We start from the raw sequence: 16,439 nt of genomic DNA on the forward strand, positions 1-16,439 counted from the left end.
CGATCCTCTCGGGTCGTTCGGCTCCGCGGCACATTTGCCGCGGAGCCGATATCAAGCATCCCGCCTCAGTTGATGCCGGCGGACTTTTCGAAAGCGCGGACGTCCTTCAATTCCGGATCCGGCGACGGTGCGCAGCCGGAAACAACCTTCCACTTCCCGCCCTCCGCGACGGCCATGCGCGTCGTCGAATTGGCGTTATGGCGCGGCTGGCCATCGCCGAAATACCAGGGAGCGCAGAAGATATCGCTCTTGAAGTCCTTGATCCCTCGTACGGCAGCAGAGGCGGTCTCGCGATCGATCTTGGCCGGATCGAGCGTCATCAGCGCCTTCTCGGCGATACGAGCCGCCAGATAACCGGCCTGGGCGAAGGTATCGCGCGGGTCGGACTTCTGGCCGTACTGATCCATGACGGCGAGCCAGTTCTGATTGTCCGGCGTCGTTGCCTCGAGATCATTGAACTCCATGTTGACATAGAACTTGCCGTCCCAGCCGGAGCCGATGGTGGACGGAACCGAGAGATCATAGGCAGAGGCAGCGCTCAGGAAGGTGATCGTCTGGTTGAGGCCCTGCTCTTCGGCAGCCGTCAGCAACGGCACGGCCACGCCTTTGGAAAGACCAAGAACGATGACATCCGGCTTGCTGGCAGCGGCCTGCAGGATGATGGACGTGGCATCAGCAGAGCCGGGGTCCATCAGGATCGTCTGGGCGGCAAAGCCCTTTTCCTTGGCAAGCAACATCACACCATCGCAGGACCAGGTGCCGACATTCGGGATATTGGGGCCGATGCAGACCACGGACTTGGCATTCAGCTTGTCGAGCGCATAGCCCATGGCGCCGAGCATCGAGACGCGCGGCCCGGCATTGGTCGGCGCATAATTCTCCGCAAAATAGCACTCACGCGGCACACCGACGCCGGCAACAACAAGAATGCCCGACTTCTTGTAGAAATCGGCATTGGCGCCGCATTCGACATAGCTGGAATTGCCGACCATCAGCACGGCCTTCTCGTCGTTGACGAGCTTTGCGGCCAGCTGCGCGGCGATTTCCGGGTTCCATTGGTCATCCTCGACCAGATATTTGACCGGCCGGCCCTTGATGCCACCATTGGCGTTCAGGCAATCGAAATAGGCCTTCGCCGCCTTGGTGGAGTTTGAAAAGTCGTCCGGCCCGGTCTTGCCGGTGATGGCACCGATGACGATCGGCTCGCCGGTGGCGGCCTTGCCACTATTGTCGCCGCAGGATGCGGCTGCATGCGCACTGAATGCAGAGGCGAGCATTAGAAAAAGGCTGATCGCCAGCCCTCTCAGATTGATAGGCATTGTTTCCTCCCGGTGTGTTGTCCCGTTCCCCACGGGCTCTTTGCTTTCCTGATTTCCGGCTCAGCCGGAAATCGCCTTTCCAGTCATGAAGGCCGCAGCCTTTGCCGCAATCATCATTGTCGGGGCATTGGTGTTGCCGGATACCAGGGTCGGCATGACGGAGGCGTCGCAGACGCGCAGCCCCTCGATCCCGCGCACCTTCAAATCCGGCCCGACGACGGCCATGCGATCATCCGCGCGGCCCATGCGCGCAGTTCCCGCCGGGTGAAACACTGTCTTGCAGGATTGACGGATGTAATCACGCAGCGCTTCGGGATCCTTCTCCACGCCTGGCTTCGGCAGGACGCGGCGCTTGACCAGCTTGGCAAGCGCTGGGGCATCGAGGATGCGGATCGCCGTTTCGACGCCGCGCACCAGAGTTTCAAGGTCGGCGGGGTCGGAAAGCAGATTGGCGTTGAAATCCGTCTGCTCGGACGGATTTTTGCCCCTCAGCTTTATCCAGCCGCGCGAACGCGGCCGCAGGTAGCATGGCCCGATGCTCAGGCCATGACCGGCCTCCGGTTCGCGATCGACAAAGCCGATCAGGACAGGCAGGACATGGAACTGCACATCCGGCTGCCCGGTGCCGGCGGTATCGATGAAACCGCCGCACTCGACGACATTGGACGACAGGAGCCCGCGATGCGAGGTCAGATAGCGCAGCATGTGGCCGGCGGCCCGCAGCCCCTTGTCGTGGCCGAGGATCGAGATCGGCTCGCGCGTCTCGCCCTGCACCGGCACTTCCAGGTGGTCCTGATAATTGGCCCCGACGCCAGGCAGGTCGGCGACGACCTTGATGCCGAGCGAGGAAAGATGTTCGCCATCGCCAATGCCTGATAGTTGCAGGATCTTCGGCGTGGCAATGGCGCCGGCAGTCAGCGCAATCTCGCGGGATGCCTTGAAGATCGTGCCGTCGAGCAATTCCACTCCAACGGCCTTCTGCCCCTCGAACAGGATGCGGGCAACCTTGCGCTCTGTGAGCACGGTCAGGTTCGCCCGCTTCTCCGCTTCGCGCAAAAAGGCCTGTGCCGAACTCCAGCGCCGACCGCCATAGGTGGTGCTCTGATAGAAGCCGACGCCGGCCTGATCCGCGCCGTTGAAATCGTCATTATGCGGAATGCCGATTTCGGTTGCCGCCTGGATGAAGGCCTCGCTCAGCGGATGACGATGACGGGGATCGGAAACGCGCAGGCTACCCTTGCTGCCGTGGTACTCGCCGTTCAGCCGCTCGTTGTTCTCAAGCGACCGGAAGGCCGGCAGCACATCCTCGTAGGACCAGCCCTGGCAGCCCATCTGTGACCAGGTGTCATAGTCGTTGCGATGGCCGCGAATATAGATCATCGCGTTCACGGAGCTGCCACCGCCAAGCACATTACCCTGCGGCACGATGCTCGGCCGCCCGTTCAGGCCCTTGTCGGGGTTCGAGGCATAAGGGTGAATGTCGATGCCCTTGCCCAGCACCTTGAAGAAGGTCGCGGGGATATGGATCCATGGGTCCGAATCTCGGCGCCCGGATTCGATCAGCAGCACCTTATGCGCCGGATTTTCCGAAAGCCGGTTTGCCAGCACGCAGCCTGAGGAGCCGCCACCGACGATGATGTAATCGTAGCTCGTCATGGCTCAGCTCAATACGGTCTGGATGGTCGTGAATTCCTTCAGCCCTTCCGCGCCGAATTCGACGCCGATGCCGGACTGCTTCACCCCACCGAAAGGCGCATTCGGCTGGATCGTGCCGTGCTTGTTGATCCAGACCGAGCCGCATTCGAGCTGCAGGGCATAGCGCTTCGCCTTCTCCGCATCGGAGGACCAGACGGAGCCGCCAAGACCAGCCGGATTTTGATTGGCGCGCGCGACCACCTCATCGATGTCGCTGTAGCGGATGATCGGCAGGGCGGGACCGAACTGTTCCTCATCGACCAGCCGCACGCCATGGTCGACATCGGCAACGAGCGTGATCGGATAGAAATAGCCCGGGCGATCCATCGGCGCCCCACCGGTCAGGATACGACCGCCATTGGCGCGCGCATCCTCGACAAGTTCACGCACCTTGTTGAACTGCATCTCGTTCTGCACCGGACCGAGAATGCTCGCATCGTCCAGGCCATCACCGACGACGATCCTGGAGGCGTAGTCCGCAAGACCGCGGCACACCTCTTCATAGATACTGTCATGCACATAGAGACGCTTCAGCGCCGCACAGGTCTGGCCGTTGTTGATGAAGGCGCCCCAGAAGAGGCCTTCGACTATGGCTTTCGGATCGGCATCAGGCAGAACGATGCCGGCATCATTGCCGCCGAGTTCCAGCGTCAGACGCTTCAGGGTGGCAACCGCCGAGGCCATAATCTTCTTGCCGGTTTCCGTCGAGCCTGTGAAGGTCATCTTGGCGATACCGGGATGAGCGGAAAGTGCGGCACCAATGCTATTTTCGCCAGTGACGACGTTGACGACGCCGGGCGGCAGAACTTCGCTCATGATCTCGACCAGGCGAATGGTCGATAGCGGCGTCAGAGGCGACGGCTTGATGACGACAGTGTTGCCGGCACGAACGGCCGGAACGATATGCCAGCAGGCGATCATCACGGGCCAGTTCCAGGGCGTGATCGAACCGACGACGCCGATCGGCTTGCGATGCAGCTCGACGCGGCCCTCATTGTCATCCTGTAATATCTCGACCGGCAGATCGAGTTCGGCGGTGTGGCGGGTCCAGGCGAGCGCGCCGCCGATCTCGAAGCGTGAGCCGAGACCATTCAGCGGCTTGCCCTGCTCACGCGTCAGGAGTTGGGCCAGCTCCTCGCCATGCTCGTTGATTTTTTCGGCAACGGCGCGGCAGGCATTGGCACGATCCTCGCTCGATACCTGCGACCAGCTTTTGAAGGCTTCCGCCGCCGCGGCAACGGCACGATCGAGATCCGCTTCGCTCGCGAGCGGCATGAAGCCGACCACGTCGCCATTCGAGGGATTGGCAACCGGTGCATGATGGGACGTGGCAACAGGCTCGCCACCGATAAGCAGGGTATACTGCTTCACGACATTTTCCTCCCGTGACTTTCGGAAGGACTATGGCTGCTACCGCAAAACCCGTCTTGGGGAGAAACGCGCCTCGTCTTGGACTGGAGCGCAGATTGCGCTTCAGTCCAATCTATGCGCCGGCTCGACAGCCCGAAGCAGCTCGCTCGGCGCGCAATCGAACAATTCCTTGAAGCTGCGATTGAAATAGGAAATGTCGTTGAACCCGGCCGAATAAGCGACCTCGGCTATCGTCGTCGGATTGCGCTGCTCTTTCAGCTGCTCGATCTTTTCTCGCGCAAAGCGCAACCGCTTGTCGCGAATGACTGTAGTGCAGGTCATGCCCATGCCTTGGAAATCCTGCTGCAGAGTACGGATCGAAACGCCGAGCCGCGTCGCCAGCCACTTGGCGCTGAGATCGCTGTCCGTAAGGTGCTTGTCGATCAGGATATCGACCATCTGCATGCGCTTGCTGGCGCTTTCATGCAAAGAAGTCAGGCTCGTTGTCTGAGCGCCGGTCGACAGGAACGCCTGGCGGGTCGTGTCGAACATCAGCTGACGAAGATAGGGGGAGGCTGCTTCGTTATCCGGCGTGGTCATCATCTTGGCAATCAATGCACGCAGCATCATGGCCATAGGGTCGCTGGCTTCCAGCTTGCGCGCAACATCAAAATCGATCTTGCTGTTCGAGTACATCAGCTGCCGGGGCAGATGCAGCGACAGATGGTTGGAGAAGTGCCCGCGGAAATAGAAGGTTGTCGGCCGCGTCGAATCGACAAGAATGCATTCGCCGACATCGAGAATATTCTGCTGGCCGGAATGTTCGACGCCGCAGACACCCTCAAGCTGCAGGATCAAAAACAGATGCTCGTTGGCATCGCGGCGAATGTCCTCCCAATCGCGGTGGACATAATCGAGATCGTTGGAAACATGGGCGAACTCCATGCCGCAGACGTCGATGCGGCTGGCCGTGCCGATAACGCTATCACCGCGCTGCATACTGTGCGGATTGAAGTTGCCGCAAATGCTTTGAAGGTCGTCAACCCACTGGTCGTAGGGTGTCGGCGCCCAGGTCCGGTCAACCAGGCTGCGGTTCTGCAACAGGTCCAACTCCGCCTCCCAACAGTGTCAGCACTATGGAAGACTGCTACAGATCCCCTGACGCGTCAATCAAATACTTAACACATTAACGAAATCAAGGGGCGTTCATTCCTCGCCGCCCGAGCCGTTCTCCAATTTCAACGAAGCAAGCTCCTCCAGCATGTCGAGAAGCTTTTCGACACGCTCCTCGCCGAAGCGGGCATCGATATCGGCGTAGACTTTCTGGCTCTCCGGCATGACGTCCTCGACGATCGCCTGCCCCGCCGAGGTGATCTGCAGCAGCACCCTGCGTCCGTCGGCATCATCCTTGTGCTTGGTGATGAAGCCGCGCTCCTCAAGAGAGCGGATCATGCGCGTCAGGCTTGGCGCCAGAATGGATGCCTTGTCCGCAAGTTCCGTCGCATCGAGCTTGCCGCCCTCATAAAGAACGCGAATGACGCGCCATTGCTGCTCGGTCACGTCATGCGCCGCCAAGATCGGCCGGAAATGGCTCATGACCGCTTCGCGGGCGCGCAGAAGTCCGATTGCCAGAGAACGGCGGCGATCCCGCAGTGGCCGCTGTTTGACATCACTGTCTGTCTTATTTTGCATGTGCGCATATTCGCCTGAATTAAGATTCCCACTGATTAACATGAGAATCATTCAGCGCAAGGCGATTGCCGGATACTCCGACAGCTCAACGTTCTCAATTTCGAGAGTTCGCTTCCCGCACTCCTGCCGACCGCGAGCGGTCGCCTCAAGCTGAACCGAGACCTTCAGGGTGTTCTAGGGAGCAGCCGCCGGCAAAATGAATCTGTTGAGTATCGCATCGCCGATCCCGTCTGCCGCCGGGTTTCCATAAAGTCCGGCATGAATGAGTACCACCATGTCAAGCGAGGGGATGATCACCAGATGTTGCCCGCCATAACCGAAACCCGCCGCCCAATCCACTTGACGTTGGTTCACCAGGGAACGCCCCAGCCAGAACTGAAAACCATAGAAATATGAGCCGGGACCGTTGATCTGAGGCGTCGTTGCTTGCTGTATCCACGCTGCCGGCACGATCTGCTGGCCGTGCCACATGCCTTTGTTAAGTACGAGCTGGCCGATCTTGAGTGTATCGCCAGGCAGCAACCGAAGCCCGGATGCCGCTACCGGCGCTCCGATTTTAGGATAGGGAGCCCATTCGGCATTTGAAATGCCGAGTGGCTTGAACAGATTCTCCTCGGCCAGTTGGTCGATCGTTTTCCCGGTCGCCTGATGCAGCACGCAGGCAATCAGGGCAGCGGAGCCACCGCTATAGTTCCAGACCGAACCCGGCGAATGCTGGACAGGCTGTTCGAGCACGAAGCGACAAGGGTCGGCGGCACGATCCATGCGGGTTTCGCTGTTCTCGGGGTTGCCGTAAGGCAGATGCTCGTTCCAGGTCAGCCCACTCGACATTGTCAGTAAATCGCGCAACCTAACGCGATCTTTCTCGGGCGAGCGAAGATCGGCATAGTTTGGCAGCAGTGCAAAAACAGGTTGATCGATGTCATGCACCCAACCCTTATCGATCCCTATGCCGAGAACCAGTGAAACGACGCTCTTGCTTATCGAGCGGAGATCGTGGGGGACCGTGGGTCCGAAGGTGACATCACCGAGCTGCTGCCCCCACTTCTCGTCGGAGCCGGAGTAGTATTGCTCAAAGATCAGTTTGCCGTGCCGCGCCACAAGAATGGCATGCACATTGTTTTCTTTCAGGTCCGCGCCGTGCTGGACAAGGCTACACAGCAAGTTTGGATCGACCCCGACATCGCCAGGTCCCGCAATTTCCCAACCCGCAGCCCCTCCACTTGGGGCGCCGCAATTTGTCTCGGCGTAAGCATAGGCGGAGAATGCAAGCCCGACGCTGAAGCTGAGAGTTAGAATTCGAATGATGGATGCTATCCCATAAATCATAACTGCAGCTCCCTTCTTGTATTGATTGAGTACTTGGCAAAAGGGGCGGCGCTTCATCAGAAGCTACGCGGGATACTCGCCAAGCGAGGTCGAAATCTTTCTCAATAGCGCCGCGAAAGCCACTCCGCCCGGGCAAATGTGCCCAACGCTTCAGAACTACGGCACCTGCACGAGGCGGCCGCTGCCTCTGATTTCGGAACGCCGCAGGACCGGATGCCCGTATAATTCGATATTGCCGCTGCCGCTGATCGAGATGTCCGCATCCGCCGCGGCGGCAACTTGCGCGTCGCCGCTACCGCGAATTCTGATCTTCACGGATTGAGCGGCCAGATCCTTGAGACGGGCGGCGCCCGAACCGGAAACCTCCAGATCGACGGTCTTTACACTGCCCGTCGCGGCGACGCTGCCGCTACCCGATATGCTCAGACGCAGATCGGACTGGTCGAGTTCGGACAGGGCGAGGTCCCCGCTGCCGCGTACTTTCCAATCGGTGACAAGCGGCCCCGACAGGCTGACTTCGAATTTGGAGCTAGACCAGCCTGGATTGCAATCCAGGCTCAGCCTGCCGCCCTGCAGCCGCACATGATCGAGCAGTGCTGGATCACCGCTGATGACGGCCTCCGCCTTTCCGCCCGGCTGATACTGCACAGAGGCCGGAATATCGATCGCCAGGCTGCCATTGGAGCTGAAAGGCAAGATAACCTGGCGGCCGCCGGATACCGCAGATCCGCAACTGGATTGCATGCCACCCCACCAATGTCCCGCGTTTGCCCAATCCGGCCCGGAAAGCCCGATGCCGAGCGCAAGAAAGACGAATGCACAAATCAGTCCGGTCGTCGCGACAGTCGCCAGTTTCCCGTTCATTGTCCATTTCCTCCAACGATATGCAGTCCGGCGCTCAAGCTCGACTGTCGTCGACTTGCGCCAGGCGAAAATGCAGGCGGGCATATTGCCCGAGCATGCGGATGCCCAAACTCAGCCCCATCAGCAGCAATGCACCGCCGCCCACGAAGCAGCTCACCATCCCGGCACCGATAAGCAGGTGGGCCAGCATGCCGACGGAAGGCAAGCCGATATGGAACAGCACGGTCGTAACGATGATCTTCAGGCCAACGACGCCGACGGCCACCAAAGCGACCGCAAGGCCGAGCGTGACGAACATCGCCGCAAACAACAGAGGCAGCAGGAAAAAGATATCGACGATGGCAAGGCCGGCCAGCGCCATCATGGCGGCCAACAGGTTCGGCACGCTCCAATGCGCCTCGAAGCGGCGTAGCCCGACATCCGCGCGCAGCTCCCGCGCGATCCTGGCAGGATCGCCCAGGGCGGCGGAAACGTCCTCCTCGCTTCGGCCGGAGGCCTCGGATTCGGCGAAGTGAGCGGCGTAGTCGGCCACGATATCATCGACCTCGTGAGGAGGCAGGCCTGCAAGTCCCAATCTCAGCGTGCGCAAAAAGGCTTCCCTGGTCATGGCAAATCCTCGAGTAGCTTGTCGACGGAGCCCGCCAGCGAGCGCCAGTCGCGGCGATGCGCTTCGAAAATCGAACGCCCGAGCGGCGTGAGCCGATAATATTTACGCGGCGGCCCGTTGCTCGACTCGACGATGCGGGTCGCAACCAGTCCGTCATTCTGCATCCTGCGCATCAGCGGGTAGATCGTTCCTTCGCCCATGCCGACCGCAGCAACCAGCGTGCTCGCAATTTCATAGCCGTAGCTTTCGCCCCGCGAGAGCACGGCCAGGACGCAAAGATCGAGCACGCCCTTTCGCAATTGAACTTGGATCGAGTCAGTCATGAACGCCTCAGCTTTACAGAACGAATATAACAAGCTATCTGTTTATGCAAGATAGCTAGACGGTTTTCCCAGCCCGGCGTATGCCGCCTTCGCGTCGGCTGACCTACGGACCGGCGCGCCTTGCTATCGCAGCCTGTCGCGCAGCGTATATCTCTGGTTAAATGGAGCAGTTGCAATGATCCGCTTCAGCCTTGCCCTCGCGGCCGCACTCTTTCTTGTCGCGTCATCGGGATATGCGGCAGGCTTGAAGTTCATTCACATCTCAGCCGATGCGGATAACCCGGCAATCGACGCTGCCATGTGGTCTCCTTGCGCAACCCCTCCGACAGAGGTGAGGATCGGAGCCCTGGCAGTTCCGGCAACGCCGGATTGCCCGATCGCGGGTGAGAAGTTGCCGCTCATCATCGTCTCGCATGGCTATGGCGGCTGGTATCTAGGCCATCACGATACCGCCGAAGCACTTGCCGACGCCGGCTTCATTGTCGTTGCCATCAATCATCCGCATGCCAATCATGCCGACATGAGCCAGGCAAACGGTCTTGGCGTATTGGTCGAGCGCCCTGCCGACATCACACGTACCGTCGACTTCATGCTTGACGCCTTTCCCGATGCCACAAAGATCAATCCGCAGCAAATTGGCTTCTATGGATTTTCCCAGGGCGGATATACCGGTCTCGTCGTTGCCGGAGCCAATCCGGATTTCAGCAAACTGCCGCCACGATGTGCAGATCCGAAGGCAGCCGGCTGCCCGCCAGCAGGCCATGCTCAGCCTCCCCGGCGGCAACCGCCACCGCAATCCTTAACCCATGATCCCCGCATCAAGGCAGTCGTTGTAGCCGACCCATTGAGCATCGTATTCCCGACCGCGGACAGCGTGAAAGATGTCAAGGTTCCGCTTCAGCTTTGGGGCTCAGAACTTGGAGGAGGTGGCGGAGCATCTCCCGAAAATGTCGCAACGCTTGCGCGCCTATTGCCAGAGAAGCCTGATTTCCGGATCGTCCCCAATGCCGTACATCTGTCGTTTCTGACACCTTGCCCGGAATTAAGGCCATCGTCCGATGCCTGCATTGACGCTCCGGGGTTCGATCGCGTCGCATTTCATAAGCAATTCAATACGGCAGTCGTTGCATTTTTCCGCGAACACCTGATGAAGCCGTAACCAGCGAACATGCCCGTGCGTGAGACGCCCCTATGGCGTGGAATTATGCGCAGACATTATCGGCGTTGAAACTCGCCCGCGAATCCGATCAGATCATGGCATGACGAAAACGATACGTATTGCGGCGGCTCTGGTGTTGCGCCCGGATGGGAAGACTTTGCTCGTGCGCAAGCGCGGCACGACCGCCTTCATGCAACCCGGCGGCAAGCTGGAACCGCAGGAGACGCCAGAGATGGCACTCATCAGGGAACTCTTCGAAGAGCTGGGTCTTACGGCAGAGACTAAAGATCTGACTTTCCTCGGCGGTTTCCAGGCAGCAGCGGCCAACGAACCGGACCATACCGTCGTTGCGGATATATTCCGCCTACAAGTAGGTAATATTGCAATCACGGCAGCGGCAGAGATCGAGGAGATCCGCTGGGTATCACCACAAGATCCGGGAGATATCACCATGGCGCCGCTTACCGAGCATCATGTCCTGCCATTCCACCGGCGACAGGGCACATCCGCGATGTGACTGGCACCAACCCAGGCGAAGCGAAAGCCGGCAAGTCCCGCGCCGTCCTCGACAAATGAATATTCGAACGTCGGCGGCATGCATCTCCCACAGGCGCAATTCGAATATTGTGGTAAAATGAGAAAATAACAGTTTTAAACTTCCAGCGCCTGATGTTTACTACGAAAATAAACCAAGGACAAAGAATATCCAAAGTCACATCAATTTTCATTGAAAGCAAAAACAACATTGGATACATAAATAAAAAACATTGCGTGAGGCCGAAAATGAAGAAGGAAAATACTACCAGCCACGAAAGGTATATTGAGCTCACGAGCAAGATTGTGTCTGCCTACGTACTTCGCAATGCGACCACGCCGGAAGATTTGCCGAGGCTCATCATGGAGACTTATTCGGCATTGACAGGCTCTCAGCAGCCTGCGTCGTCAACGGCGGCAGTGGAAAAGCTGTTGAAGCCGGCCGTGCCGATCAAGAAATCCATAACCGACGACTATCTGATCTGCCTCGAAGATGGTGGAAAATACAAGTCGCTAAAGCGCCACCTGAACAGTAAATATGGTCTCACGCCCGAAGAATATCGAAGGAAATGGGGCCTGCCCGCGGATTATCCGATGGTTTCGGCCTCTTATGCGGCCACAAGATCGACCTTGGCAAAGAAGGCTCTCCTGGGCCATACGAAAAACGTAGCCGACATTTCTCCGGCGATCGAACCACCACGGCGCCAACGGAAAGCCGGTTAATCCGGATCGTTTCGTCACACGTCATAATCATGCGATCCGCCTGCGTGCCAGCATATGACCCGAGCCGGCGCCTCAGGATTTCGCTTGCCGGCCCGGATGCGGCTGGCATCGCACCCATCAGGAGGTCTCAATTGTTCTGGCGTTGACGGTGATCGCGTGGCCGGCAAACCAGCCGTTGATCGCAGCACCGAGACCGAGCAGCAGGAATAGGACGGAACTCCAGGCAAAGCTTCCAGTCCAACCGTGGATCATGCCGACGACGAGCGGGCCGATCGCGGCAAGCAGGTAACCCACGAATTGCGCCATGCCGGAAAGATGCGCGGCGACATGCGCATCGGGCGAACGCAATACGATGACGGTCAGCGCAACCGCGATCAATCCGCCCTGCCCGATGCCCTGGAGCACAGCCCAGAACCAGACAGTCCAGAGCGGGGCAAACAGCAGACCCAGCAAGGCAACGACGGCAATTATGCACAGGATGACATTGATCGCGCGCTGATCCTTACCCTTGACGGCGATATGAGGCGCCACCAAGCAGGCGGCCGCCTGCACCATGACCGAGGCAGATACGATGACGCCAGCCGTCACGCCGTCGAGACCACGTTCACGCAGAATGGGTACCAGCCAGCCAAAGACGCAATAGGCAAGCGCCGATTGCAGCCCCATGAAAAGCGTCACCTGCCAGGCGATGCGGTCTCTCCACAAACCGGTAACACGAAAGCCGGTACGCCGCGCCTGGCTGCGCGCTCCGATTACCTGCGGTAGCCAGAGAAGCCCGACGGCAAAGGCAGGCAAGGCCCAGACGGCAAGCGCGCCGCCGAGCGAGTCACCGAGAGCATGTTCGACAGGAAGCGTAAAGCCGGCCGCACTCGCAGCTCCCGCGCATAGCGCCATCGTATAGCAACCCGTCATGAGCGCCGCCTTATCGGGAAAATCGCGCTTGACCACACCCGGCAAGAGTACATTGCCGATAGCAATGCAGGCGCCGGCCAATGCGGTGCCCAAGAACAGCAGCGAAATCGAGGAAAAGCCACGCAATGCCGTGCCCAGCGCAAGCAGGAAAATGACGCCGAGCAGAACGCGCTCGGTTCCCACGCGCTGCGCGAGCCTTGGGGCGAGCGGCGAGAACAATCCCATGCAGATGACGGGCAAGGTCGTCAGAATACTGGTACCGAAGGCGGAAACGCCAAGTCCGGTCCGTATCTCCGGCAAAAGCGCCGATGCGCTTGAAAAAACCGGTCGCAGATTGAAAGCGATGAGCACAAGGCTTGCACCCAGCAGAAACCTGCCGATCGGCGACTTGCCTCCATGCGGCAGCGGTGCCGGAATCTCATCGGCCTCGGCATCGATCAATTCGATGGAAGCGGGATTTTGCGAGGGCATGGTCATGACATAAGCAACCGATCAAGAGTAGCAACGATGGGGGCCATGAAGCGGCGCACGGCTCTATCGGCCGCTTCGGGATTGCCGGCTTCGATGGCATCGACAATGGCGATATGCGCCTGCATATCCGGCTCGGGAATGTCCTCGCCGAGCGTCGCTTCGATGGTTTCGGCAATCGAGAGAGAGAAGAACTCGTAGATTTCGATCATGGCCCTGTTCTGCGAAGCCGCGACGACAGCCTTGTGGAAGGCAAGATCACGCTCGATGAATATGGCCTTGTCGCCGGCATAGTTGCCCCGGGCAACCAGCAGGGCACGCAATTGCAGAACGACCTCCGGCGAGCGGCGAAGAGCTGCAAGCCGTGCAGCCTCAACCTCCAGGGCAAGCCGGGCCTCGAACTGGTCCCTCAATCCGGCACGGCGCGCCATGTCCAGCGGCAGGCTGACATCCGTGTTCGACAGAACATAAGTACCTGACCCCTGCCGCGTCTCGAGATAGCCCTGAGACACAAGGACCCTCACTGCTTCGCGAACCGTGCCACGGCTGACGGAGAGCATGGACGAGAGGGAGGCTTCGTTCGGCAGCTTTTCGCCGACGAGCCAGCGACGGCTTGTAATTTCGCTGCGAATTGCCTCAACGGCCGTCTCCGCAAGCGTCATTTTGATCAGGGCGCGCATGATAGGATTTCATCAAGTCATCAGATGACTTTATCATTTAGTCAATCGACAGCCTTCCGTCAATCACATTTTCAGCAAGACGAATAATCGGTTAGCCAAGCGATATGGCAGCTCCGGCGAAACCGAAAGCGAAGATGGCGAGCATGCTCATCCGAATTGTCGGGCCGCGGAAAACATCAGGAAGAAGGCAGATCATTGGCAGGTCGAGGATCTGTCAAATCATCCGAAATCAGAATGAAGGACTTGCAGGAGGTTTGCCGCACCCCCGAAAGCTGCCGAAGTGAAGTGATACCTTCCTGTGGTAGGAAACCCCTATTTGATGGCGCCCGAGCGGGCCATCACGGCGAGACCGATCGCTGCTGCCAGAGAAAATGCCGCCGGAAGGTAAAAAACATTCGGAAGCCCGAGATAGGCAACACCGATACCTCCAACGCCGCCGCCAAGCGCACTGGCAAGGGCAGACGAACTCATGAAGATCGCCGAAGCCGTCGCAACCGCATTCGGAAGCAGCCTTTGGGCAACGATCAGCCCGAGGACCATATAGAGCCCCCAGACACCGCCCATCAGGATCTGGCCGGCAAACATGCCCATAGCCGTCGGCCAGGCGGCAAAACAGAGGTTGGCCATGACGCCGCAAATGGCGGCGATGCACATCATCCATAGAATGCCGATCCGTCGTGAAAGCATGACACTGAACGGCATCAGAATAAGCTCGATGAATGGCTGCGTTCCGATCACCGATCCTTGAATCGAGGGATCGAGCTTGAGCTGGTCCTGCATGTAGAGCAGCAGGAATCCGTATTTGATCGGCTCGCCGGCATAAACGAGAACGTAAAGACCGGTGAAGGCCAAGAGCGGCAGCATTTCGCTCCAGCTGACCGGCGCGACCGCATCGGTCTTTTTATCGGCTCGCCGCCCCGGGCCAGCCAGCGCCTGTTGGGCTCCAAGCGGAATGATCTGCGCGAGGAAACAGATCGCGGTTCCCCAAAGCATGGCGCGAAGCCCGATTTCAACGGCAAACCAGGCGCCGAGAAACGGCCCGATGACCCATCCGGCCGTCAAGGCCATTCGGATGATCGCGACCACGCTATCGTTAGCGCCGGTTCCTTTCGCTTTGAGATCGTCATGAATGGCAGTGAACAGCTGCGATGTGGCCGATCCCGAAAAGCCTAGAATGACGGTGCCGATCACGAACGGCATCCATGGCTTGGTGGAAAGGGCGATCCCCGCCCAGCCGAGAGCGCCGGCGATAGCGCAAAGCCGGAAAAGGCTTAGACGCCTGCCGCTTCTGTCGGAATAGCTGCCGACGAGGTAGCCGGCGATCGGCGCCGTCAGACCGGTCAGATAATAGAGCCCTGCCACAGGCAAGGACGCCCCGAGTTCCTTTACAAGAAAGAGGACGATCTGCGGCAAAGAAGCGGATGTCGCAAGGCCGGAGAGAAACAGTGCAAGCGTCGCGCCGCGATAAAGCGGAGAAGCCCAAACCTGCTGGATTGCCGTTGCTCTGCTGGGGGTCGCCAAGGATTGCGCGTCCATAACCCTATCGTCCGTCATAACCGGTTGTCGACATGCCTTTCCCGGTCGAGCGGCACAGAATCGCCCTGATCGATTGCAGCCAAGCCGAGGTTTGCTGCCCGATCGAAATCACGCCTTCATCCGGGGTGCGGCCTATCCTTCCGTCAAAGCTGCTGAAGACGCAAATGGTTGCATCGAGCTTTGACCCTTCGGGCGCGGATTGTCCACATCATTCATCATATCAATGGCGGCGACAGTACTTCAGCCAGGCATCGCTCTCGAATAAGCAGCCAGGATGAAGCGTTCGGCCTGGAACAGGTATTTCTCCAGAGCGTCGGCAGCACTCGCCGGCGATCCCTCCTCCAGATGCGAAAGAATGGTGGCATTCTGACCGACATAGGGTGCATGCAGATATTCGGGATCACGGATCAGACCAAAGACGAGACGCAGCTCCAGCGAGATCTGCGCATAGAAGGCAGAGAGCCTGGGACTGTCGGCAAGCTCGACGATCGCGGCATGAAAGGCGATATCGGCGCTGCCGACCTCCAGCCATTCGCCGCGATCACGATGCTGGACGGCAGCCTCGATGGCGGCGCGCATCTTGTCGACGCTCGGGTGACGGTGATGTGCATTGGCAAGCGCCGAACACTCGATCAGCCGGCGAATATGGAAGATATCCATGATCGTCGAGATGCTCGGCGTGGAAACGAAGACGCCGCGATTGGCTTCGTGGCGCAGCACGCCCTCTTTCGTCAGCAGCCGGAAGACTTCGCGCAGCGTATTGCGCGAGACCTGCAGCTCCTCGCAAAGAGCTGCCTCGGACAAATGGCTGCCCGGCGACAGCGTACCGCTGATCACGCGCTCGCGGATGCGCGCAGCCGTCAGTTCCGCCAGGGTCTGCCCCGTCTCTGCGACGGCTGTCGGCTCGATGCTCGCAAGATTTGTCTGTTTCATTTGCTCTCCCGGCGCCTGCGCTCAATCGTCCCCGATGCCTGCCTGTATCAAGCATTTACTGGAAAGCGAGTAGCGATCCCATGCTTGTCTGCGGCTGTCGAGCTGCCCAGCGGAAAAGTCCGTTGGACGATTTTGTACAGGTTTGTTCCCATTTTTGATTGGCAATACGAAAATTGTTGAACAATATAGACCAGATTGTTGTTTGATGCTATCTCATGCCCTAACAAATATAATGGGAACGCAGATACAGATGTTCATGAGACGCCTGTTTTGTAGAAAAACATCGCCTGCTTTTGCCGGGCTGCAGCGAGTATC

16 protein-coding genes are annotated in these 16,439 nt (G+C 59.1%); 3 read left to right on the forward strand and 13 right to left on the reverse strand.

Annotation, left to right across the window (positions count from 1 at the left end):
• Nucleotides 1-65: 65 nt before the first annotated feature.
• The 9 genes from ABOK31_RS20665 to ABOK31_RS20705 all read right to left on the reverse strand — a co-directional run bounded on the left by ABOK31_RS20665 (nt 66) and on the right by ABOK31_RS20705 (nt 9,179).
• Nucleotides 66-1,319: an ABC transporter substrate-binding protein gene (locus tag ABOK31_RS20665; RefSeq protein ID WP_349960401.1), complete on the reverse strand. Its 1,254-nt coding sequence runs from the start codon at nt 1,317-1,319 to the stop codon at nt 66-68.
• A 60-nt stretch (nt 1,320-1,379) separates the two neighbouring features.
• Nucleotides 1,380-2,975 (reverse strand): GMC family oxidoreductase N-terminal domain-containing protein, encoded by a 1,596-nt coding sequence (locus ABOK31_RS20670; protein ID WP_349960402.1) that lies wholly within the window; start codon nt 2,973-2,975, stop codon nt 1,380-1,382.
• A 3-nt stretch (nt 2,976-2,978) separates the two neighbouring features.
• Nucleotides 2,979-4,385, reverse strand: a complete 1,407-nt coding sequence (locus ABOK31_RS20675; protein ID WP_349960404.1) for an aldehyde dehydrogenase family protein — start codon at nt 4,383-4,385, stop codon at nt 2,979-2,981.
• A gap of 102 nt (nt 4,386-4,487) precedes the next feature.
• Nucleotides 4,488-5,474, reverse strand: a complete 987-nt coding sequence (locus tag ABOK31_RS20680; RefSeq protein ID WP_349960406.1) for a helix-turn-helix domain-containing protein — start codon at nt 5,472-5,474, stop codon at nt 4,488-4,490.
• Nucleotides 5,475-5,570: 96 nt separating this feature from the next.
• A complete protein-coding gene (hpaR, locus tag ABOK31_RS20685; RefSeq protein WP_349960408.1) occupies nt 5,571-6,056 on the reverse strand; it encodes a homoprotocatechuate degradation operon regulator HpaR in 486 nt (161 codons plus the stop codon).
• 174 nt (nt 6,057-6,230) lie between these two features.
• Nucleotides 6,231-7,442, reverse strand: a complete 1,212-nt coding sequence (locus ABOK31_RS20690) for a serine hydrolase (protein WP_174198182.1) — start codon at nt 7,440-7,442, stop codon at nt 6,231-6,233.
• A gap of 99 nt (nt 7,443-7,541) precedes the next feature.
• Nucleotides 7,542-8,249: a DUF2807 domain-containing protein gene (locus tag ABOK31_RS20695; protein ID WP_174181167.1), complete on the reverse strand. Its 708-nt coding sequence runs from the start codon at nt 8,247-8,249 to the stop codon at nt 7,542-7,544.
• Nucleotides 8,250-8,283: 34 nt separating this feature from the next.
• Nucleotides 8,284-8,856, reverse strand: coding sequence for a DUF1700 domain-containing protein (locus ABOK31_RS20700; protein ID WP_174181168.1), 573 nt, complete (start codon nt 8,854-8,856; stop codon nt 8,284-8,286).
• The gene (locus ABOK31_RS20705; protein WP_092707768.1) at nt 8,853-9,179 is read right to left on the reverse strand and encodes a PadR family transcriptional regulator; all 327 of its coding nucleotides are present in this window, start codon (nt 9,177-9,179) and stop codon (nt 8,853-8,855) included. The genes ABOK31_RS20700 and ABOK31_RS20705 overlap by 4 nt, the downstream gene beginning before the upstream one ends.
• Nucleotides 9,180-9,354: 175 nt before the next feature.
• Here ABOK31_RS20705 and ABOK31_RS20710 point away from each other — a divergent pair, with 175 nt between their 5' ends.
• From ABOK31_RS20710 to ABOK31_RS20720, 3 genes are all read left to right on the forward strand, one after another.
• The gene (locus ABOK31_RS20710) at nt 9,355-10,338 is read left to right on the forward strand and encodes a dienelactone hydrolase (protein WP_349960411.1); all 984 of its coding nucleotides are present in this window, start codon (nt 9,355-9,357) and stop codon (nt 10,336-10,338) included.
• Between the two features lie 100 nt (nt 10,339-10,438).
• Nucleotides 10,439-10,855 carry an NUDIX domain-containing protein gene (locus ABOK31_RS20715; RefSeq protein WP_349960412.1) on the forward strand — a complete coding sequence of 139 codons (417 nt, stop codon included), beginning with the start codon at nt 10,439-10,441 and terminating at the stop codon, nt 10,853-10,855.
• Nucleotides 10,856-11,121: 266 nt separating this feature from the next.
• A complete protein-coding gene (locus ABOK31_RS20720; RefSeq protein ID WP_174181171.1) occupies nt 11,122-11,595 on the forward strand; it encodes a MucR family transcriptional regulator in 474 nt (157 codons plus the stop codon).
• A gap of 117 nt (nt 11,596-11,712) precedes the next feature.
• On the opposite strand, the gene ABOK31_RS20725 is transcribed toward ABOK31_RS20720, so the two are convergent.
• The 4 genes from ABOK31_RS20725 to ABOK31_RS20740 form a co-directional block, all read right to left on the reverse strand.
• Nucleotides 11,713-12,984 (reverse strand): MFS transporter, encoded by a 1,272-nt coding sequence (locus ABOK31_RS20725; RefSeq protein ID WP_174181172.1) that lies wholly within the window; start codon nt 12,982-12,984, stop codon nt 11,713-11,715.
• The gene (locus ABOK31_RS20730; RefSeq protein ID WP_174181173.1) at nt 12,981-13,655 is read right to left on the reverse strand and encodes a FadR/GntR family transcriptional regulator; all 675 of its coding nucleotides are present in this window, start codon (nt 13,653-13,655) and stop codon (nt 12,981-12,983) included. Before ABOK31_RS20730 ends, ABOK31_RS20725 begins: the two co-directional genes overlap by 4 nt.
• Nucleotides 13,656-13,967: 312 nt before the next feature.
• Complete coding sequence (locus ABOK31_RS20735; RefSeq protein WP_349960415.1) at nt 13,968-15,191, reverse strand: MFS transporter; 1,224 nt, start codon at nt 15,189-15,191, stop codon at nt 13,968-13,970.
• A 240-nt stretch (nt 15,192-15,431) separates the two neighbouring features.
• Nucleotides 15,432-16,124: a GntR family transcriptional regulator gene (locus ABOK31_RS20740; RefSeq protein WP_349960417.1), complete on the reverse strand. Its 693-nt coding sequence runs from the start codon at nt 16,122-16,124 to the stop codon at nt 15,432-15,434.
• Between the last annotated feature and the right edge of the window lie 315 nt (nt 16,125-16,439).

This window comes from Rhizobium sp. ZPR4, assembly GCF_040215725.1.
GTDB lineage: Bacteria > Pseudomonadota > Alphaproteobacteria > Rhizobiales > Rhizobiaceae > Rhizobium > Rhizobium rhizogenes_D.